19 protein-coding genes are annotated in these 20,433 nt (G+C 62.3%); 15 read left to right on the top strand and 4 right to left on the bottom strand.

Annotated features, from left to right (window positions below):
• Window positions 1-6 precede the first annotated feature (6 nt).
• Window positions 7-1,383 carry an FAD-containing oxidoreductase gene (locus tag AC0C6X_RS06400; RefSeq protein WP_173518627.1) on the bottom strand — a complete coding sequence of 459 codons (1,377 nt, stop codon included), beginning with the start codon at window positions 1,381-1,383 and terminating at the stop codon, window positions 7-9.
• Window positions 1,380-1,847 carry a DUF4126 domain-containing protein gene (locus AC0C6X_RS06395; protein WP_173518626.1) on the bottom strand — a complete coding sequence of 156 codons (468 nt, stop codon included), beginning with the start codon at window positions 1,845-1,847 and terminating at the stop codon, window positions 1,380-1,382. The genes AC0C6X_RS06400 and AC0C6X_RS06395 overlap by 4 nt, the downstream gene beginning before the upstream one ends.
• Window positions 1,848-2,176: 329 nt before the next feature.
• Here AC0C6X_RS06395 and osmF point away from each other — a divergent pair, with 329 nt between their 5' ends.
• From osmF to AC0C6X_RS06345, 10 genes are all read left to right on the top strand, one after another.
• Window positions 2,177-3,088 (top strand): glycine betaine ABC transporter substrate-binding protein OsmF, encoded by a 912-nt coding sequence (gene osmF, locus AC0C6X_RS06390; RefSeq protein ID WP_173518625.1) that lies wholly within the window; start codon window positions 2,177-2,179, stop codon window positions 3,086-3,088.
• Window positions 3,089-3,185: 97 nt separating this feature from the next.
• Window positions 3,186-4,355 (top strand): ABC transporter permease, encoded by a 1,170-nt coding sequence (locus AC0C6X_RS06385; RefSeq protein ID WP_247959606.1) that lies wholly within the window; start codon window positions 3,186-3,188, stop codon window positions 4,353-4,355.
• Entirely contained in the window at window positions 4,352-5,290 is a 939-nt protein-coding gene (locus AC0C6X_RS06380; RefSeq protein WP_472952261.1) for an ABC transporter ATP-binding protein, read from the top strand. The genes AC0C6X_RS06385 and AC0C6X_RS06380 overlap by 4 nt, the downstream gene beginning before the upstream one ends.
• Window positions 5,290-6,027, top strand: coding sequence for an ABC transporter permease (locus AC0C6X_RS06375; RefSeq protein ID WP_173518622.1), 738 nt, complete (start codon window positions 5,290-5,292; stop codon window positions 6,025-6,027). The genes AC0C6X_RS06380 and AC0C6X_RS06375 overlap by 1 nt, the downstream gene beginning before the upstream one ends.
• 84 nt (window positions 6,028-6,111) lie before the next feature.
• Window positions 6,112-6,924: a pirin family protein gene (locus tag AC0C6X_RS06370; RefSeq protein WP_472952260.1), complete on the top strand. Its 813-nt coding sequence runs from the start codon at window positions 6,112-6,114 to the stop codon at window positions 6,922-6,924.
• Window positions 6,925-7,164: 240 nt separating this feature from the next.
• On the top strand, window positions 7,165-8,322 hold the full coding sequence (locus AC0C6X_RS06365; protein ID WP_472952259.1) for a Gfo/Idh/MocA family protein: 1,158 nt from the start codon (window positions 7,165-7,167) through the stop codon (window positions 8,320-8,322).
• 13 nt (window positions 8,323-8,335) lie between these two features.
• The gene (locus AC0C6X_RS06360) at window positions 8,336-9,220 is read left to right on the top strand and encodes a carbohydrate ABC transporter permease (RefSeq protein ID WP_247959610.1); all 885 of its coding nucleotides are present in this window, start codon (window positions 8,336-8,338) and stop codon (window positions 9,218-9,220) included.
• Window positions 9,217-10,074 (top strand): carbohydrate ABC transporter permease, encoded by an 858-nt coding sequence (locus AC0C6X_RS06355; RefSeq protein ID WP_173518618.1) that lies wholly within the window; start codon window positions 9,217-9,219, stop codon window positions 10,072-10,074. The genes AC0C6X_RS06360 and AC0C6X_RS06355 overlap by 4 nt, the downstream gene beginning before the upstream one ends.
• Window positions 10,075-10,110: 36 nt before the next feature.
• Complete coding sequence (locus AC0C6X_RS06350) at window positions 10,111-11,328, top strand: ABC transporter substrate-binding protein (RefSeq protein ID WP_173518617.1); 1,218 nt, start codon at window positions 10,111-10,113, stop codon at window positions 11,326-11,328.
• Window positions 11,329-11,414: 86 nt separating this feature from the next.
• On the top strand, window positions 11,415-12,548 hold the full coding sequence (locus tag AC0C6X_RS06345; protein ID WP_472952258.1) for an ABC transporter ATP-binding protein: 1,134 nt from the start codon (window positions 11,415-11,417) through the stop codon (window positions 12,546-12,548).
• Between the two features lie 125 nt (window positions 12,549-12,673).
• Here AC0C6X_RS06345 and AC0C6X_RS06340 read toward each other — a convergent pair whose 3' ends face one another.
• Both AC0C6X_RS06340 and AC0C6X_RS06335 read right to left on the bottom strand, forming a co-directional pair.
• A complete protein-coding gene (locus AC0C6X_RS06340) occupies window positions 12,674-14,149 on the bottom strand; it encodes a M81 family metallopeptidase (protein ID WP_472952256.1) in 1,476 nt (491 codons plus the stop codon).
• A 29-nt stretch (window positions 14,150-14,178) separates the two neighbouring features.
• The gene (locus tag AC0C6X_RS06335) at window positions 14,179-14,670 is read right to left on the bottom strand and encodes a hypothetical protein (protein ID WP_472952255.1); all 492 of its coding nucleotides are present in this window, start codon (window positions 14,668-14,670) and stop codon (window positions 14,179-14,181) included.
• Between the two features lie 114 nt (window positions 14,671-14,784).
• Between AC0C6X_RS06335 and AC0C6X_RS06330 the strand changes: the two genes are divergently transcribed.
• The 5 genes from AC0C6X_RS06330 to AC0C6X_RS06310 all read left to right on the top strand — a co-directional run bounded on the left by AC0C6X_RS06330 (window position 14,785) and on the right by AC0C6X_RS06310 (window position 20,319).
• On the top strand, window positions 14,785-15,174 hold the full coding sequence (locus AC0C6X_RS06330; RefSeq protein WP_173518613.1) for a RidA family protein: 390 nt from the start codon (window positions 14,785-14,787) through the stop codon (window positions 15,172-15,174).
• A gap of 87 nt (window positions 15,175-15,261) precedes the next feature.
• Window positions 15,262-16,125: a MurR/RpiR family transcriptional regulator gene (locus AC0C6X_RS06325; protein WP_247959611.1), complete on the top strand. Its 864-nt coding sequence runs from the start codon at window positions 15,262-15,264 to the stop codon at window positions 16,123-16,125.
• A gap of 21 nt (window positions 16,126-16,146) precedes the next feature.
• Window positions 16,147-16,923, top strand: a complete 777-nt coding sequence (locus tag AC0C6X_RS06320; protein WP_472952254.1) for an SDR family oxidoreductase — start codon at window positions 16,147-16,149, stop codon at window positions 16,921-16,923.
• Between the two features lie 22 nt (window positions 16,924-16,945).
• A complete protein-coding gene (locus tag AC0C6X_RS06315) occupies window positions 16,946-18,865 on the top strand; it encodes a beta-N-acetylhexosaminidase (RefSeq protein ID WP_472952253.1) in 1,920 nt (639 codons plus the stop codon).
• Between the two features lie 11 nt (window positions 18,866-18,876).
• Window positions 18,877-20,319, top strand: a complete 1,443-nt coding sequence (locus AC0C6X_RS06310; protein ID WP_472952252.1) for a M81 family metallopeptidase — start codon at window positions 18,877-18,879, stop codon at window positions 20,317-20,319.
• Window positions 20,320-20,433: the final 114 nt, after the last annotated feature.

The following is a 20,433-nucleotide window of genomic DNA, read 5'->3' as shown; positions in this document are numbered from 1 at the left end:
GACCGTTCAGGCGTTTGGGTGCAAGTCGCCGAAGACGGTCGGGATCAGTTCCGATACGGTCGGATGGATGTGCACCGCGTGGGTAATCGTCGTGTAGGGCTTGGCTGCGTACATCACGTCGAGGATGCTCTGCACCGCCTCGTCGCCACCGGTGCCGAGGATTGAGGCACCGAGGATTTCCTTGGTGTCGGCATCGACGATCACTTTCATGAAACCCTCGGTCTCGCCCTTCTCGACGGCGCGGCCGACGCGGCTCATCGGTCTGGTGCCGATGTGCAATTTGCGCCCCGACTTGCGCGCCTCGGTTTCCGTCATGCCGGCGCGTCCGAGCGGCGGATCGATGAAGAGAGCATAGGTCGAGATCCGGTCGCTGACCTTTCGCGCCTCGCCATCGATGAGGTTTGCCGCGACGATTTCGAAGTCGTTGTAGGCGGTGTGGGTGAAGGCGCCGCGGCCGTTGCAGTCGCCCATGGCGAAGATATGCGGTACGTTGGTCCTGAGGCGCTCGTCGACTTCGATGTAACCGCGGGTGTCGGTCTTGACGCCGGCGCGGTCCAGGTCGAGATCGTCGGTGTTCGGCCGACGTCCGGCCGCCAGCAAGAGATGGGAGCCCGCGATCTCGGGCGCGCCTGCCGCGCAATCGACGCCAGCGACGACCTCGTCGCCCCGCTTGGCGAAGCGGATGCACTCGGCATTCAGCCGGAACTCGATACCTTCTTTTTCCAGGATCGCGAGAATGGCATCGGAAACATCCGCGTCCTCGCGGCCGATCAGCCGCGGCGCCTTTTCGATGACGGTCACCTCGGAGCCGAAGCGGCGGAACATCTGCGCGAATTCGAGCCCGATATAGCTGCCGCCGACGATGATCAGATGGCGGGGCAGGGTGTCGAGATCCATGATCGAGACGTTGGTGAGATAGGGCACCTCCTCGACGCCAGGGAAATCCGGTGTCGCGGCGCGGCCACCGACATTCAGGAAGATCTGATCGGCCGAAAGCAGGTCTTCGCCGACGCGGATTTCATGCGGGCTTTCGAAGCGGGCATGGCCTTCGAAGACTGTGCAGTTCTTCATCCCCTTCAGCCAGCTTTCGACATTCTTGCGCGACGTGAACCGCACCGTGTCCTTGCGTGCCATGACGCGGGCGAAATCAATGGAGATGGGGCCAGTGGTGACACCATAGTCCGCACCTCGCCGCGCCAGATGGGCCGCATAGGCGCTTGCAACCATCGCCTTGGTCGGCATGCAACCGGTGTTGACGCAGGTGCCGCCGAAGAACTTGCGCTCGATGATGGCGACGGTCTTTCCCGCGGCTGTCAGACGACCGGCGAGCGAAGGGCCGGCCTGACCGGCGCCGATGATGATTGCGTCGAAGTGTTTTGTCATGAGACTAAGGACACCACCCAGAGTGCGAGGAGAACGGCGACGGCATCCTCGCTAAGGGCAATCGGCAGATCCTTGCCGCCGATGGCCGCAACGAGGCGCTTGCGAGCTTCGTAGCCGCCGAGCGTTCCGATGACTGCACCGATGACGCCGGCGACCAGCCCGCCCAACATAGCACCTCCGGCGGCGCCAAGCACGGCACCGCAGAAGCCACCGCTGACGATGCGGGCGCCGAACTGCTGCGGAGCCTTTCGGCTCGGCGTGCTCGGCAATTGATCGGTGACGAACTCCACGAGGGCGAGCAGGCCGAAGATGTAGGGCGTGAACCGAAAGCCCATGAAGGCGGCCCAGGTGCCGTCAAGCGATAACCAACCGGCCGCAGCGCCGATGCTCACGGCCGCCGGTGCAGTCATGGTTCGCAGGCCGGCAACCACGCCGATAAGCAGCGCGAGAAGATGGATCGACATGAAATCCCCGAACTTTCGCCGGGCGAACCCTCCGTCAGCCCCCGAGCGGTTGGGTCGAGCGGCATCGCAACCAAGAGTGACGCAGATGTTTCTGGCGGGCCTTGATCAAGGTGGCCGACAATGCTGTCGATTGCAACCGCCATTCGGTAACGCCGAATACGATAGTCCAGCTTCTCGATCGTATTAGTGGATGGCGAGATTTTTCATGCGTCACAGTCTCAGCGTGCAACCCTATTTTTTGCCGGGGGCTGACATATATGGAATGGCTTACCCCGACGCGGCGGACTTTCCGTGATCAAACTTGGGGATCGAAATCCGAGGAGAATCCCATGCGCCTGACCAGACTGCTTATCGGAACTGCCTTTGCCTTCACCTTGACCGCAGCCGCGGCCAGTGCCGACGTAGTCGTCTCCTCGAAGATCGACACCGAGGGCGGTGTGCTCGGCAACATCATCCTTGCCGTGCTCAACGCCAACAACATCAAGACGGTAGACCGCGTTCAGCTCGGTGCGACGCCGGTCGTGCGCAAGGCGATCACCGCGGGCGAGATCGACATCTACCCGGAATACACCGGCAATGCCGCCTTCTTCTTCGAAAAGGCTGACGATCCGGTGTGGAAGGACGCGGCCAAGGGTTACGAGACCGCCAAGAAGCTCGACTACGACGCGAACAAGATCGTCTGGCTGACGCCGTCTCCGGCCAACAACACCTGGGCGATCGGGCTTCGCAAGGAAGTGGCGGATGAGAACAAGCTGAAGACGCTGAGCGATTTCGGCAAATATGTTTCGGGCGGCGGCAAGGTCGTGCTCGCCGCATCGTCCGAGTTCGTGAATTCGGCCGCTGCCCTTCCGGCCTTCCAGACGACCTATGGCTTCACCCTGAAGCAGGACCAACTCATCACGCTGTCTGGCGGTGATACCGCGGCAACGATTGCGGCCGCGGCGAACCAGACGAATGGCGCCAATGCGGCGATGGTCTACGGAACCGACGGTGGCATCGCGCCTTCCGGCCTCGTCGTGCTCGAAGACGACAAGGCGGTGCAGCCCGTCTATCAGCCGACACCGATCATTCGCGAAGCGGTGCTCAAGGAAAATCCGCAGATCGAGGAACTGCTGAAGCCGGTGTTCGAGAAGCTCGATCTCCAGACGCTTCAGGACCTGAACGGCCGCGTACAGGTTGGCGGCGAGCCGGCCAAGACCGTTGCCGAAGACTTCCTGAAGAAGAACGGCTTTCTGAAATAAGTTGACCGACAACCGGGACGCTGGTCCGATGGCCGGCGTTCCGGGGCGTGCCTGCAGGTGCTGAAGTCGCGCCGGCACAGGCGGGGAGGGATATGGTTTGAGAGAACTCCGCTTTGACAAGCTCGGAGCGATCATCGCGGCTTTGGCGCTTGGCGGCGCCTTGATCGCGCCCTTCGCAACGTTTCGCGCCAATCGCATCGTCGCCGGTGAGGCGAAGACGCTCGTCGAGTCCCTGCCGCAGCCCTGGAGCGCGGCAGTGCTTTTGGTGATCCTTGCGGGCGCGCTCGCGGCGGCCATGCGGTCGCCCGCCATTTTGCGCCTTGTCGCAGCTTTCGCAGCGCTGGGCGTGCTGGCGCTCGGCATCGGTGTCGCCGCCAGCCACCTGGCGCCGGAAGGCAACAGCTACGCCCGCGTTTCGCCGGCCTCCGGCTTCTGGGTCATGCTCTTCGCCTTCGGGCTGCTGGCCGCCGATGCTCTGACGCGATTGCGCCCGGCGCCTTTCGTGCGCATCATCGTGCTTGTCGCCGTGCTCGCCTTCATCGGGATGCTGTTGCTTTCCGGTACCTGGGACGGTCTCTCGATCCTCAAGGAATATGCAAGCCGGGTCGATACTTTCTGGGCGGAAGCTCGCAAGCATGTGACCTTGGCGCTCGGCTCGCTTGCGGCCGCAACCATCGCCGGCATCCCACTCGGCATCCTCTGCCATCGCGTCACGCGGCTGCGCGACGGCTTGCTCGGAGTCCTGAACGCGATCCAGACGATCCCGTCGATCGCACTTTTCGGCATTCTCATTGCACCGCTTGGCTGGATCGCCGCCAACGTGCCGGGCGCCGCCACGATCGGCATTCGCGGCATTGGTGTCGCGCCGGCCTTCGTCGCATTGTTTCTCTATTCGCTCTTGCCGGTCGTCGCCAATACCGTCGTTGGGCTGGCCGGTGTTCCGAGGGACGCGAATGACGCCGCCCGCGGCATCGGCATGACCGATTGGCAGCGGCTTGTCGGCATCGAATTTCCGCTGGCCTTTCCGGTGATCCTCACCGGCATCCGCATCGTGCTCGTGCAGAATATCGGCCTGGCAACCATTGCGGCGCTGATCGGCGGCGGCGGTTTCGGCGTCTTCGTCTTCCAGGGTGTCGGGCAGACAGCGATGGATCTCGTGCTGCTCGGGGCCGTTCCGACCGTCGTGATGGCGTTTGCCGCGGCGATCGTCCTCGACGCGATGATCGAGATGGCCACACCAAACAACAGACAGGCAGAGGCCGCATGATCGAGATCGAGAACATCACCAAGCGCTATGGCGAGACCGCCGTCGTCGACGACGTCAGCCTTACGATCGCGCCGCGCACAGTCATCGTCGTGGTCGGCACCTCCGGTTCCGGCAAGACGACGCTTCTGCGTATGATCAACCGGCTGGTGGAGCCGACGGCGGGGACGATCCGCCTCGATGGTGAGGACAACCGTTCGCTGCCAGGCTATGAACTGCGCCGGCGCATCGGTTACGCGATCCAGGGGCACGGCCTGTTCCCGCATCGGACCGTCGCACAGAACATTGCCACCGTGCCGACCCTGCTCGGCTGGGAACGCTCGCGCATCGATGCCAAGGTGGACGAGCTTCTCCAACTGTTCCAACTCGATCCGGCCGCCTTTGGTCCACGCTTTCCGCACGAGCTTTCCGGCGGTCAGCAACAGCGTGTCGGCGTCGCGCGGGCGTTGGCTGCCGAACCGAAAGTCCTGCTGATGGACGAGCCCTTCGGCGCACTCGACCCGATCATTCGCGCCAAGGCGCAGGATGATCTGCTCGCCATTCAAAAGCACTTCGAGACGACGATCATTCTCGTCACCCATGACATGGAGGAGGCCTTCCAGCTCGCCGACCGCATTGCCGTCATGGACAAGGGCAAGGTGGTGCAATATGCGACGCCCGCCGAAATGCTGATCAAGCCCGCGACCCCGTTCGTCGAAAGCCTGATCGGGGTCAGCGAGCGGCCCTATCGGTTGCTCGCGATCGAGCAGGTCTCAAGCGCCGTCGAACCGGGTTCGGCAGATGGCGCTGCCATATCGAGCGCGCTCACGCAACGGGAGGCCCTTGCCGAACTCCTCTGGTCCGGACGGAGCGCGCTGCCGGTGGCTGATCCCGCAGGTGCAATCATCGGCAAGGTTAGTCTCGAAGGGCTGGCAAAACGAGCAGCTGGGCCTGCCTGATGCCGAACCTATCCACGCTTTTTCGCGCGGGAGCGTTCCTGGTGCTGGTCGCCTTCCTGCTGCAGCCGCAATGGTTCGAACCCTTGTTGCGGCCGCTGGTTCAGGAGAATGCGCCCGTGATCTACAATCAGGGCAGCCTGCTGCAACTGACGCTGCTGCATCTGCGGACCGTCGCTGTGGCGACCGCCGCTGCGTCGCTGGTCGCACTCGCCTTGGCCATACTCGTGACACGCTCCTCCGGCGCGGAATTCCTGCCGCTCTCGCGCAGCCTTGTGAACATCGGCCAGACCTTTCCCCCGGTCGCGGTGCTGGCTTTGGCCGTCCCAATCTTCGGCTTTGGCGAGAAACCGACGCTGATTGCGCTTTTCCTCTACGGCCTGCTGCCGATCTTCGAGAATGCCCTGACCGGGCTGACGACCTTGCCTCCCTCCGTCATGGAGGCGGCGCGCGGCGCCGGGATGACGGGCGGACAGCGCCTGCTGAAGGTCGAGTTGCCGCTTGCCATGCCGGTGATCCTTGCCGGCATCCGGCTTTCGGTGGTCATCAGCCTCGCGACCGCCACGATCGGATCGACAGTCGCGGCGAAGACCCTGGGCGAAGTGATCATTGCCGGACTGCAATCGAACAATCTGGCATTCGTCGTTCAGGGTGGCCTGATCGTCGCGACGCTTGCCGTGTTGCTGCACGACGGCTTGCAGGCTGCCGAGAGAAAACTCGCCGCCCGGATGGGGCGCTAGATGCCATCTGGAAACGCGACAGGCTGACAAGTCTCGGCGATCGACTATTGCGCCAAATTGCGGTGGCACATGCTAGAATGGCGCGTGCTGTACCGAGGCGCCAAGAGTCCGATTGTCAGGGATATGGGCGGGTTCAAGACCAGGCTCAATATGCCGGGATGGTTGTTGCCCAGACCGCGCGATCATGGCTACGGCCCCCTGGCCATGGTCGTCGAGTCGATGCTGGAGCCAGGCAGGCTTATCGCCATGCACGAGCACCAGAACGACGAAATCCTGTCATGGGTGCCAGATGGGGTGATGCGTCACAACGACCCGGCTACCGGTCGGCTGATTACCGACAGCGCGCACCTTATGGTGATGAACGCCGGAAAGAGCTTTTGGCATTCGGAGGAGACGTTGCCGAGCGATCCTCCGCTACGGATGCTGCAAGTCTTCGTGCGTCCTCATAGCCTCGATCTTCCGCCGAACATCCAGCATGGTCCCATTGCGCCGGCACCCGTCAATCAATGGAGGCACCTTGTCGGAACGGAAGATGGCGTGGCGCCGTTTTTCGTGCGTAACAACGTCGACATCTTCGACCTCAGGCTTGAGGCTGAGGCAGAGGTTACGTTCCCGCGGGCGGAGGGGCGGCACCTCTACTTCTATCTCTTTTCGGGCTCGATACAGGTCGGCGATGTCGGATTTGGCGCGGGAGATCAGGGGCTATTCTTGTCGGATGAACCCTTGGACCTTTTTTCTACTCGTAGCACATTGATCGTTGCGTTCCTCATCGAGCCGAATGCCGGTGTCGCGAGGAGAGGGACGGTTGGCGACCATCCCAAAATACCGCCGCCCTACCTGGCCCGGCCGTTGCTGAGGCTATTGCACTGGCGTGACCGTCTGGTTGGAAAAACCTGAATTGCAGAAACCATCCGCGCAACGTCCAGTGGTCTGGACCGCTTTCCTCCTGTTGTAGAGTTGCGGCGACGGTACCCTCATGGGTTGTCGGGTGAATTGCCTGTTTTGGCGGCATCTGCCCCGATTATGAAAATGAATTTCACATTTTTACGGAATTTGCGGATTTGGGTTGACGCCCTGAAAAAACTGTCCCAGTCTGCGAAAATAAATTACGCCAAAAGGCAGGGGAACAGGACGAGCATGAAAGTCGGCATCATCGGACTCGGATTCCGTTTGGGGTATCTGGGCTATGTCTTCAAGGCCGTGGACGAGAGCTTCGGGATCGCCGGTTATGTCGATCCGAACCCGGCGGGTCTGTCCACCCTGACCGAAAAAGGCATCCCGGCCGGCAAGGCCTATGCGACGCCCGAAGAACTGATCGCCAATGAGAAACTCGATCTTTTGATGATCGGCTCGCCCAACCACATGCATCTCGAACATATCCGGATTGGGCTTGAAGCGGGTCTCAAGGTTTTCAGCGAAAAGCCGATCGTGACGACGATCCAGGAGAGCATGGAACTCGCAGCGCTGATGGCGAAATTCGGTCATGAGCGACTGATGGTCGGTCTGGTGCTGCGCTACGCGCCGATGTATCGCGACCTGCGGGCGGCGCTTGCCGAAGGCAAGCTCGGCCAGGTGGTCTCGATCGAGGCGGCCGAACATATCGAGCCCTATCACGGCGCCTTCTTCATGCGCGACTGGCGCCGCTACGAGCGCTACTCCGGCAGCTTCATGCTGGAGAAGTGCTGCCACGACCTTGACCTCTACAACGGCGTCGTCGGCGCGCGGCCGGAACGGGTGGCGAGCTTCGGCGGCCGCAAGAGCTTCATTCCCGCCAACGATCCGGCGCGCGAAGGCATCAACGATCTCGAACTCTTCCATCGCAAGCCGAGCGGCTGGATGGGATCCGACAAGGTCTTCGACAGCGACGGCGACATCATCGACTATCAGGTGGCGATCGTCGAATATGCCAATGGCGTCGGCATGAACTTCCACACCAATCTCAACGTTCCGGATCAGTTCCGCCGCTTCTGCATCATGGGATCGCGCGGCATGGCCGAGGGCGATTTCATCCGCGGCTATTTCGATGTCCACGAGATGCTGACCGGCAAGAAGGTCATCGAGAACAAATACGCCGCCACGGAACTGTCGCAGCACTACGGTGCCGACGAGCAAATGGCGACCGATATCATCGGCCACGTCCGGGACGGCCGGCCGCTGCCGGTCTCGACGCTCGATGCGCTGGAGGCGGGCATCCTGGCGCTTTCCATGGACGAGGCGCGGCGCAAAAAGAGCGTCATCGACCTCCGACCGATCTGGGATCGTTTCGACGAAACCCTGCATTCCCGCGCGGCGTGAGGGGAGAAGCGGGATGAGTGTTCAACGCAGCACGGTCATCTTCGCCTGGATCCTGCTCCTACCGGCCCTGCTCTACGTCACGGTGATCGTTGCCTATCCGCTGGTCGATACCTTCATCCTGTCGTTCACCGACGCCTCGCTGAAGAAGACGACGAATTGGGTCGGCTGGGCGAACTACGACAAGATCTTCAACGAGACCTTCGCCGAGGTCATCTTCCGCACCTTCATCTGGACCTTTTTCTCGGTCTCGATCAAGATGATCATCGGCGTCTTCGGCGCAACCATGCTGAACGCAGCCGTACCGGGCCGCGCGCTCTTCCGCGTGCTGACCATGCCGCCGTGGATCGTGCCGATGGCGATCGGCATCTTCATGTGGGGCTGGATGTACAACGGCCAGTTTGGCATGATCTCCGGCATGCTGCAGAACTGGGGTCTGGTTGACGGGCCGGTCGCCTTCCTGGCGCGTGGTGAGACAGCCTTCTGGGCAACGATCATTACCGACGTCTGGATCGGCGTACCGCTGGTGACGCTCTATATGCTGGCGGCGATGCAGGCGATCCCGCAGGATCTCTATGAGGCCGCCTGGACGGATGGGGCAGGGCGCCTCTATCGCTTCCGTCGCATCACGTTGCCGCTGCTCATCCCCTCGATGATCACCATGTCGATGCTGTCGCTGATCGCGACCTTCAACTCGTTCGACATCATCTGGATCCTGACCCAGGGCGGACCGAACGGCGAAACGACGACGATGATCATCGACACCTACCGCACGGCGATCGGTTCGAAGAAATACGGGGAAGGGGCGGCCCGCGCGGTGCTCATCTGCATCTTCCTGTCGATCTTCTGCCTCGCCTATTTCCGCGTCACCAGCCGCCTTGCCTCGGGAGAGCACCGATGAGCCAGCCCGCCATGATCAACCGCTATCGCTGGCATGAGCTGGTGGCGATCTATTGCGGGATCTTCGTTTTCCTGGCGTTCATTCTGGCGCCCTTCGTCGAAGGCTTCCTGGTGTCGCTGAAACCGCTCGGCCTCTTGTTTTCCTCGCCCTACAAGTTCTGGCCGGAGAACGGGTCGTTTGCGGCCTACAAGTCGATGTGGGTGAGCGTACCGGGCTTTGCCCGTTACATCTTCAACTCGTTCTTCATCTCGTCGATCGTGACGGTGATCGTGCTGGTGCTGGTGGTGCCGGCGGCCTATGCCTTTGCGCGCTTCAAATTCCGCGGCAGCGGTGCGCTGCTGGCGGCATTCCTCGCGGTCAACATGTTCTCCGGCGCGGTGCTGCTCATTCCGCTCTTCCGGCTGATGCGCAGCCTCGGCGTGCTCAATACCTATTTCGCCATGATCGTGCCGGGCGTCGCCTTCCTCATCCCGTCGGCGATCTGGCTCTTGCGCACCTACATGATGCGCATTCCGCGCGAACTGGACGAAGCGGCCTTCGTCGATGGCGCCAGCCACTTCTATACGCTTCGCCGCGTCATCCTGCCGATAGCCATGCCCGGCATCACGGTCGTCGCGATCACCACCTTCATCGGGTCCTACGCCCAGCAATTCATCTTCGCGCTGACCTTCAACTCGAAGACCGAATACATGCCGCTGCCGATCGGGCTCTACGCCTATTTCGGCCGGCAGGAAGTCATCTGGAACGAGCTGATGGCAGCGAGCTTCGTCGGCATCGCGCCCGCGGTCATCCTCATCTTCCTGATGCAACGCTATCTCGTCGCGGGCCTGACGGCCGGCGCCGTGAAACAGTAACCGCAACAACGAGCTTCATAAGCAAGGGGAACCACCATGAAAAAGCATGCCTCATTGATTGCAGGAACCTTGGCGCTGCTTGCCACGACGGCGCTGCCGTCGCTGGCCGCCGACACGGAAATCAGCTTCATCGCCTGCGGCGACAAGATGCAGCCGGCCCATGCCGAGTTCATCAAAAAGTGGGAAGAGGCCAATCCCGGCTACAAGATCGCGGCCGAAGTGGTCGGCTGGGGCCAGTGCCAGGACAAAGTGACGACGCTTGCCGCTTCCGGCACGCCGGTGGCGCTTGCCTATGTCGGCTCACGCACGCTGAAGGAATTTGCCGACAACGAGCTGATCGTGCCGATCACTTTCTCCGACGAAGAGAAGAAGTCCTATTATCCGTATATCATGGATACGGTGACGACCGACGGTAAGCAGTGGGGCGTGCCGGTCGCCTTCTCGACCAAGGCCCTCTACTGGAACAAGGCCCTGTTCAAGCAGGCCGGTCTCGATCCGGAAAAGCCGCCGACAACCTGGGCGGAAGAGCTCGAATACGCCAAGACGATCAAGGAAAAAACCGGCATTGCCGGCTTCGGTGTGGTCGCCAAGACCTTCGACAATACGATGCACCAGTTCCTGCATTGGGTTTACACCAATGATGGTTCCGTCATCGATGCCGACGGCAAGATCACGCTCGACAGCAAGCAGAACCTGGAGGCGTTGACCGCGCTGAAGGACATCGTTCCCTACGCCGAAGAAGGTCCGACGTCCTACGAGCAGAACGAAGTCCGCGCGATCTTCCTCGACGGCAAGCTCGGCATGATCCAGGCTTCGGTCGGCGCGGTGAACCGCCTGAAGGAAACCAAGATCGACTGGGGCGTCGCACCGCTGCCGCTCGGTCCGAGCGCCAAGGGCCCGGGCACGCTCTTGATCACCGACAGCCTGGCTGTCTTCAGCGGCACTGGCGTCGAGGAAAAGGCGGTTGAATTCGCCAAGTTCCTGACGGATCCGGAAAACCAGCCGATCTACGAAGCGCAGGAAGGCCTGACGCCGCTGCGCCCGGGCAAGGCGGTCGACGACATGGTTGCCGCCAACCCCTATTGGAAGCCGTTCATCGACGGCATTTCCAACGGTGGTCCGGAGCCGCTCTTCACCGATTACAAGGGCCTGCAGAACACGATGATCGAGATGGTCCAGTCGGTCGTGACTGGCAAGGCCGAACCGGCTGACGCGCTGAAGAAGGCCGCCGCCGACCTCGAACAGTACAAGTAAGGTCACGGGGCCGCGACTTTCTTAAGTTCGCGGCCCGCATTCTGCCATGAAAGAGCCGCTTCTCGCCGGTGGCCGGAGACAGTTTCTTGGGACAGCTCAATCTCAATCGGATTCAGAAATTCTACGGGACTTACGAGGTACTGAAAGGCATCGATCTCGAAGTCAAGAACGGTGAGTTCGTCGTTTTCGTCGGACCCTCCGGTTGCGGCAAGTCGACCTTGCTCAGGATGATAGCCGGTCTCGACGAGACCAGCTCAGGGGATATCCTGATCGAGGGCAAGCGCGTCAACGACTTGCCGCCGGTCAAGCGCGGAATCGCCATGGTCTTCCAGTCCTACGCGCTCTATCCGCACATGACCGTCTTCGAGAACATCGCCTTTCCGCTTCGCGTGGAAAAAATGGCCGAAGAGAAGTTGAAGGCGAAGGTGGAGCATGCCGCGCGCATCCTGCACCTCGACCAGCGCCTGCAGCAGAAGCCCGGCATGTTGTCCGGCGGCCAGCGCCAGCGTGTCGCGATCGGGCGGGCGATCGTGCGCGAGCCGAAGATCTTCCTCTTCGACGAGCCGTTGTCGAACCTCGACGCGGCCCTTAGGGCGGACATGCGCATCGAACTGGCGAAACTGCACCGGCAGTTGCAGGCAACGATGATCTACGTCACGCACGACCAGGTCGAGGCGATGACGATGGCGGACCGGATCGTCGTTCTCAATACCGGGCAGATCGCCCAGACGGGCGCGCCGCTCGAACTCTATCACAAGCCTGCCAATACCTTCGTTGCCGGCTTCATCGGCAATCCGAAGATGAACTTCCTCCCTGTTCGCTGCAAAGGCGTCAGCGATGCCGGCGTCGAGGTCGACTACAAGGGGCAGACGGCGGTCATTCCCGTGGCCCCGCAAGGCGGCCTCGTCGGCCGAACGCTGACGCTCGGGGTTCGCCCTGAACACATCACGCTCGGGCCCGGAGATCTGACCCTCAAGGTTACGCCGACGGTGATCGAGCGTCTCGGCGCCCATACGGTCGCCTATGCGGCGATTGGCGGCGAAGGCGAAAACTTCTGCGCCATGTTGCCGGGCACGGCGGCGATCCGGCCGGAGGTGACGATCCAGACCGGCATCCAGGTTGCCGATTGCCATCTCTTCGACGAAGCGGGCATCGCACTCGAACGCCACGTCGAATTGACCGACATCGACATGGGCGTGCTCGATCCAGCAGCTGCTTGATCGCAACGTTCAGAACAAGGAAAGGGACCGCCGGCTTTCGTTAGCCGGCGGTCCCTTTTTTCTATGTGCTGAACGCGTCCGAGAAGTACCGGTGCGGGGTGAGACTGCGGCGCGTGTAGAGCAGTTCAGGCCGCACCCTTTTCCGCTGCGTGCGGATTGTCGACCTTCGGCCAGATATCCTTGCGGGCGCGCTTGTAGTCGGTCCGCGCCGGGTTGTTCGGATAGGGAGTGCCCGCCGAGCAATAAAGGATCTCGGACGCGATCTTCGAGAACGAGGCGTAGAAATGGTTGGTCGACTTGATGACCAGGATCTTCTTCGTGGTCGGATCGATGCCCATCACCGAGAAGAGGCTTGGATCGAAGCTCTGTGCCCGGGTCGAGTTGAGGATGATGTCGATACCGCTGAAATGGATGTGAGCGGCGTCGCCGAACGGTGCGAAACTCTCGCCGAAGCGCATCTCGGCGTCCCGCACCAGTTTGACCACCTTGACCGTGCCGTCGACCGGATTGCCGGTTCCGGGGGCTGATTTGGCGCCAAAACGCAACCGGATTTCGGCGCCTTCGCCGGCCGCCATGCAGATCTGTACGGCCATTGGATCCCAGATCGTTCCGACCGCAACGTCGGTTGCGCCACGTCTCAGCAGTTCTTCGAGCAACACCGTCGCGTCACCAGCCGTGCCGCCGCCCGGATTGTCCCAGACATCCGCGATCACCACTGGCCCTGCGGCCGCGGCAAACGCCTCGCTGACGGCCTGCTTCTCGTCGATCTGCGGCATGATAAAGGTGCCGCGCTTCGAGAAGAGCTCGAGCCCCAGCTCGCGCGCCAGATTTCGCCCCTTCTCCGGCCTGCCATTGGTCACCGCCACCATCTTCGTACCCATCTCGGGAACGTCGCCCGCCATGAAGCCATGGACGACGGAGAGCGAGAGCACATCCGCGTCTTCTCTTTCGATCCGCATCAGCTTGTCGACGAAGGACCGCATCGGCTCGCGCGAGGTCGGGTAGACGTCGATCATCCGGCAGTCGAACACCGACATGACCGGCGTCACGCGGCCTTCGAGCGTATCGACCACGATGCGCCAAAGGTCCTCGGCGCGGTCGACGAAGTCGGTGTGCGGAAACTCCTTGAAGAACACGAAGAAGTTCGAAGCCGCGGCGCGCTTGGCCGTGAGGTGGCTGTGGGGATCGAGCTCGGCGCAGACGAGAATATCGGGTCCGACGATTTCGCGCACGCGAGCCAGCAAGTCGCCCTCGGTGTCCTCGTAGCCGGCAGCGACCATCGCGCCGTGCAGGCCGAGCACAACGGCGTCGACCGGCATGGCCGCGCGCAGTTGATCGAGGATCTCGTCGCGCAGGCCCTCATATGTTTCGCGGTTGACGAGGCCTGCCGGATCCGCCCAGGTGGCGGTGCCTTCGATCAGTTCCCAGCCCTTTTCCGCGGCGACGCGACGGCCAACCGTGATGGGCGCGGTGCAAAGCGTCGGGGTCTCCGGGTGCTCACCCGGTGGTGCATAGAGCGAGGCCTTGAAGGCCCGGCGGTCGATGCAGATCGGGGAGAAGGTGTTGGTCTCGGTCGCAAGCGCCGCAGTGAAGATCCGCAATGCCTTTGCCTTTTCTGTCGCGTCGATCTTTAGGCCGGACCCATCGGGTTCGGCAGGTAGCCGGTGAAGCCGGCGATCTTCCAGCGTCCCTGATGCAGGCGGCAGTAGTAGACCGTCTGCCATTTCAGGATGTCGACGCTGCCATCTGTCTTCTTCAGGCTGCCATCGAACTTCTTGCGTGCCAGCGCCTGGTCGCCGTTGATCTCGATGTCCTCGAGCGTCGTCGTCGTGAAGATCGCGGTGCGTGGATCCTCGGCAAAGCTCTGGCCGGCGAAGTCTTCCGCCTGGCGCAGCCACTCGTCACGATAGGCGGCGAGCGACGGGAAGGTCAGCCGCCAATTGTCAGGGTTGGTCTCGCGACGACCGTCGATGCCGATGAAGCCCTCCTCGACGAAGTCGTCCGCGACCATCGACCAGTCGGCCGCGAGAAAGGCGTCGATATCGCGAGAGACGAGCATCTCCCAGATCGAATGGCGTGCAGTGTCGGAGGAGGGGAATGGATTGAGGAAAGGATCCCGCATATTTGCGCCCTGGATTGAAATTCTTTTCATGAATGGCGTTTTTCACTAGCCAAATTCAGCTTTCTATGGTCACTTGTCAACGATCAAAGAAAATAATTTGCAAGAAGGCTGATGATGACGATCAAGCGCTATGGTGCGGAACAGGTCGGCGCTGGCGGTAAACCCTTGCCCTTCGCACGCGCGGTGGAAGCGGACGGCTGGCTTTATGTTTCCGGCCAGGTTGCCATGGAAAACGGCGAGATCATCGAGGGCGGGATTATCCCGCAAACCCACAAGACCATCGCCAACGTACTGGCAATCCTGACCGAAGCCGGCTACGGTCCCGAGCATGTGGTTCGTTGCGGCGTCTGGCTCGACGATCCCAGGGATTTCTGGACATTCAACAAGATCTACCAGGAGTATTTCGGAGCTCATCCGCCGGCACGGGCCTGCGTCCAGTCGGCGATGATGGTCGATTGCAAGGTCGAGATCGACTGCGTCGCCTACAGGCCGAAGGAAGGCTGATCTTAGAGCGGGATGAGGAAAAGTGTATGCGGTTTTCCGCCCGCATCCCGCTCCCATTCGTGATCATAAGCAAGGCATAACCGGGCGATGGACATCTTCGCGACACTGCAGGAAGAAAAAGGGCGGCTCTCCCAATCGGAAAACCGCATTGCCGAGATTCTCCTGAATGACTTCGAGTTTGCGGTGAACGCCTCGATCATCGAGCTGGCGAGCAAGGCAGACGTGTCGCCGCCGACCGTCACCCGCTTCTGTCGCCGGCTCGGCTGCGACAGCTTTTCAGACTTCAAGGTGCAGCTCGCCCGCACAGCCTATATCGGCATGCGCTACCTGAAGCCCGAGCCGAAGAGCCGCGAGACCGGCGATGTCGCCCAGGACATCATCACCAAGGCGCAGAATGCGCTGTTTCTGCTGCATCGCTCACTCGACCTTGCGGCGATCGAGCAGGCGGTCGAGCGGATCGCTGCGGCGGAAATGATCTACGCCTTTGGTTCCGGCGGCAATTCCTCGATGATCGCCGGCGAACTGCAGAACCGGCTCTTCCGTTACGGCCTGCGCATCACCTCCAGTTCCGACCACAGCATGCAGTTGATGATGACGGCGGCCGCCCGGACGAGCGATGTGCTGATCGGCTCGTCCTTTTCCGGCCGCAATGCCGAACTGGTGCGTGCCTTCACGCTGGCGCGCGAGTTGAAGGTGCCGACCATTGCTTTGACGCAGAGTGGCAGTCCGGTGGCGGACGCGGCCAGCATCACGGTGCCGGTCGACCTGCCAGAAGGCAACAATATTTATCGTCCCACCTCCACCCGCATCGCCTATCTGGCGCTGCTCGACATCCTCTCCAGCCTCGTCGCCTATCGGGTGCAAGCCCAGGCGACGACCACACTTCGGCGCATCAAGCAGCAGCTGGTGGCGCACCGCGATGGTGACGATCGCCAGCTTCTCGGAGACTGACGCGCCGCGAAAGGTCAGCGCATGACGCAATCCCTCGCGATCGTAACCGGCGCGGCCGGCGATATTGGCCGGGCCATCGCCCGGCGGCTTTCCGACGATCACGACGTGATCTTGCTCGTCGACATCGATGCCGACGCTGCCGAACGGGCTGCACGCGCGCTCGGCGATGACGAACGCTTCGTGGCCATGGCTTGCGACGTGACCGACACGACTAGCGTTGCGGCGATGGCGGCGACGGCAGCTAAGAGAGGAGCGGTTCGCACGCTCGTCAACAATGCGGGTGCTGCCCGCGCCGTTAGCCTGCATGATACGACGCCTGAGATCTGGCGCATGGACAACGCGCTGAACCTCGAAGCCGCGTTCCTGTGCTTTCGTGCCGTCGAGGACATGTTGAAAAATACCCATGGATCTGTGGTCAACATCGCCTCGGTCAACGGCATGAACGTCTTCGGCCACCCGGCCTACAGCGCCGCAAAAGCCGGCCTCCTGCATCTGACGCGGCTCATCGCGGTGGAATACGGCAAGTTCGGCATCCGCTCGAACGCGGTTGCCCCCGGCACCGTGCGCACTCAGGCCTGGGAGGCGAGGGCTGCGGCAAACCCTGATGTCTTCGAGGAGGCACGTCGCTGGTATCCGCTGCAGCGCATCGTCAATCCCGACGATGTCGCCGATGCCGTGCAGTTTCTCGCGGGACCACTCGCCGCGGCCATTACGGGCGTCTGCCTGCCAGTCGATTGCGGCCTTACCGCCGGTCAGGCGGAGCTGGCGCGCACGTTTTCGCAATCAAGCCATTACTGACATTGCATTTGGGAGGAAGAAGATGCACCCGGTTTCCTATCGTCTCGAGGCGTCCTGGCAGCCGGATGGCGGGCCGTTCGGCCAGTTCACCTTCACGCTGTTTAATGTCTCCGGTGCGCCACTTTCCGGCTTCAGCATCGTCTATACGTCGTTGACGCGCGTCATCGATCCCGAGGCCTGCGGCAATGCCGTCTTCCTGCGCCGCAACGCCAATTTTCACGAGTTTGCGCCGCCGGAGGGGCTGACGATCGACAACGGCGAAAGCTGGACCTTCACCGTCAGCGGCCTGCATCGCCATGCGCGCCATTGCACCGATGGCGCCAAGTCCGCCTATCTGACGCTTGCCGACGGCCGACATGTCCCGGTCGCGGTATCGGATTTGCTTCTTGAAAACGCCGTCAGTGAGCCGCCGCCGGTTCGGCTGCCGGAAGGCAAACTCGACCAACCCTATGCGCTTCAACCCTGGCCGGCGACACTCGAGCTTCGTGCCGGAACAGGTTTTCCGGTCGTTCTCTATCCGGCCACAGGCACCGGGCAAGGCGACATTGCTGCGCTTGATACCGTCCTGTCGCTCTTCCACCGACTGTTTCCCGAGAACCATGCACCCTTCAGCCTCGCTGCGTCGCGGCATGGGCGGCCGATCGTCTTCATCGCGGATGCCGGTCTGGCGGCAGAGGCCTATCGTCTCGACTTCTCCGAAACCGACATTCGCCTGAGTTACGGCGGCAGCGCCGGCCGCCAATACGGCCTGACGAGCCTTGCCCAACTTCTGCACGGCGCGCGCAATCATCCCGGCAAGTTCCGCTTCCCGGCGAGCGGCACGATCTCGGATGCACCGCGCTACGGCTGGCGCGGCTGCCACCTCGATGTCTCTCGACAATTCTACCCGACTGCGGACGTGGCGCGGCTGATCGATATCCTCGCCTGGTTCAAGCTCAACATCTTCCACTGGCATCTGACGGATGATGAGGCGTGGCGCCTGGAGATCAAGGCGTTTCCGGAGCTGACGACGCTCGGCGTTCTGCGTGGCCCCGATGAACCGCTCTTGCCGCAGCTCGGCAATGGTGCAGAGCCCGTGGGAGGCTTCTACAGCCAGGCGGACGTCAAGACGATCGTCGCGCAGGCAACGTCGCTCCACATCGATGTCGTTCCGGAAATCGACATTCCCGGACACAGTACGGCGACGCTCGTTGCGCTTCCGGATCTGACCGATGGCCAGGAGGCGCCGGAGAGCTACCACTCGGTCCAGGGCTATCCGAACAATGCGCTCAATCCGGCCGTCGCCTTCACCTACGATTTCCTCGAGAAGGTCTTCGACGAGATGGTCGGGCTCTTCCCGAGTGCGTACATCCATATCGGCGGCGACGAAGTGGCGAATGGCTCGTGGCTTGCTTCGCCCCTTGCCAAGAAGCTAATGGAGCAGGAGGGCATTTCCGGTACCTTCGCGCTGCAGTCCTATTTCCTGAAACGGGTGAAACAGATGCTGACGGCGCGTGGCCGCAAGCTCGCCGGCTGGAACGAGGTGGCGCATGGCGGCGGTGTCTCGACCGAAGATACGCTGCTGATGGCCTGGGAGCGGCCGGAGGTCGGCATCGAGCTCGCGCGCGAAGGTTATGACGTGGTGATGACGCCCGGACAGGCCTATTACCTCGACATGGCGCAGGCCGACGCGTGGCAGGAGCCCGGTGCGAGCTGGGCTGGTACGGCAACGCCCGCCCATACCTACGGCTATGAGGCCGAGGGTGAATTCCCCGAGGAGTTGAAGCCGCGCCTCAAGGGCGTCCAGGCTTGCATCTGGTGCGAGCACTTCCTCTCGCGCGGCTACTTCAACCGTTTGGTCTTCCCGCGGCTTCCGGCGATCGCCGAAGCGGCCTGGACACCCAAGTCGGCGAAGGATTGGCTGCGTTTCGCGGCAATCGCGCCGCTCAGCCCGAACCTCTGAGAGGAAAATCCATGCGCATCGCCGTTGGTGGCATCCACACCGAGTGCAGCACCTATTCACCGGTTCTGATGACGGAGGAGGATTTCCGTGTCCTGCGCGGGCAGGCGTTGCTCGACGTGGACTATTTCAGCTTCATGAAAGCCGAAGGCGTCGAGCATTTGCCGCTCTTGCATGCGCGCGCCGTGCCGGGCGGACCCGTATCGCGCCCGACCTATGAGGCGTTCAAGGCGGAGTTCTTCGTAAAGCTCAACGACGCTCTGCCGATCGACGGCCTCTATCTCGCCATGCATGGCGCGATCAAGGTCGACGGCATGGACGATGCAGAAGGCGACTGGATCTCGGCCGCCCGTGCCGTCGTCGGCCCCGATTGCCCGATCGCGGCGAGCTATGACCTGCACGGTAATGTCAGCCAGAAGATCATCGATCAGCTCGATATCTTCGCCGCCTACCGCACCGCGCCGCATATCGACACGCCGGAAACCATGACCCGTGCCTGGTCGATGCTCGTCTCGGCCCTCAAAGACGGAACGCGCCCGGGTATCGCCTGGGCGCCGGTTCCGGTGTTGCTGCCCGGCGAATGCACCTCGACCGAGGACGAGCCGGCGAAGTCGCTTTATGCGCAGCTGCCAGAGATCGACAAGCGGCGGGGGATCCTCGACGCGAACCTGATGGTCGGTTACGTCTGGGCCGATGAGCCGCGGGCTACCGCCTGCGCAGTCGTCACCGCGACGGATAGAGCCGCGGCCAAGCAAGCGGTCGAAGAGATCGCCGCTGGCTACTGGGCGGAGCGGAACAACTTCCGTTTCGGTCCGGTGACGGGACCGCTCGACGAGATGCTCGACATCGCCGAGCGGGCGACGACAACGCCGATCATCCTCGCCGACTCCGGCGACAACCCGACCGGCGGCGGCGTCGGCGACCGTGCCGATGTACTGAAGGCGCTGCTTGTACGCAACTGGCGCGGCGCCTTGATTGCCGGCATCACCGACCGGCCCGCTGTCGAGGCCTGTTTCGACGCGGGTGTTGGCGAAACGCTGATGCTCAAGATCGGCGGAAGCCTCGACCCGGCAAGCCCAAGCGCCGAGATGCTGGTGGAGGTCGTCAGCCTCGACGATCCGGGTGCTCAGAGGGAGCGGCAGGCGGTGGTGCGTGTCGGCGCGATCGATATCGTCATTGCCGCGCGCCGCAGGCCCTATCACGATATCGCGGACTTCCGTCGGCTGGGGCTCGATCCCCACGCCGTGCGGTTGCTGGTCGTCAAGTCGGGTTACCTGTCGCCGGAACTGGCGCCGATCGCCAACCCCAATCTGATGGCCCTGACCGAAGGCGTCGTCAATCAGGGTATCGCCGGTCTGGCAAGCCTCCGCCGCCAGCGGCCGGCCTACCCCTTCGATCAGGACTTTGCCTTCGAGCCGGCTGCGCGGTTCTCGGCCCGTTGGTCGAGCGACGACTGAGGTCGCGCTATCCGCATTGTTCCTACCTGAATCTTGGGTAGGCTTTCTGCTGCAGCGCCGCGCGTCTTCTGAAGACGCGCCAAGGTCGCAGCGATACTTCAAGTTGCTGTATGA

It is taken from the genome of Ensifer sp. VA4, assembly GCF_055710065.1.
Note: the sequence above shows the minus strand (reverse complement) of the source record. Positions and strands in the feature narration are given on the sequence as shown.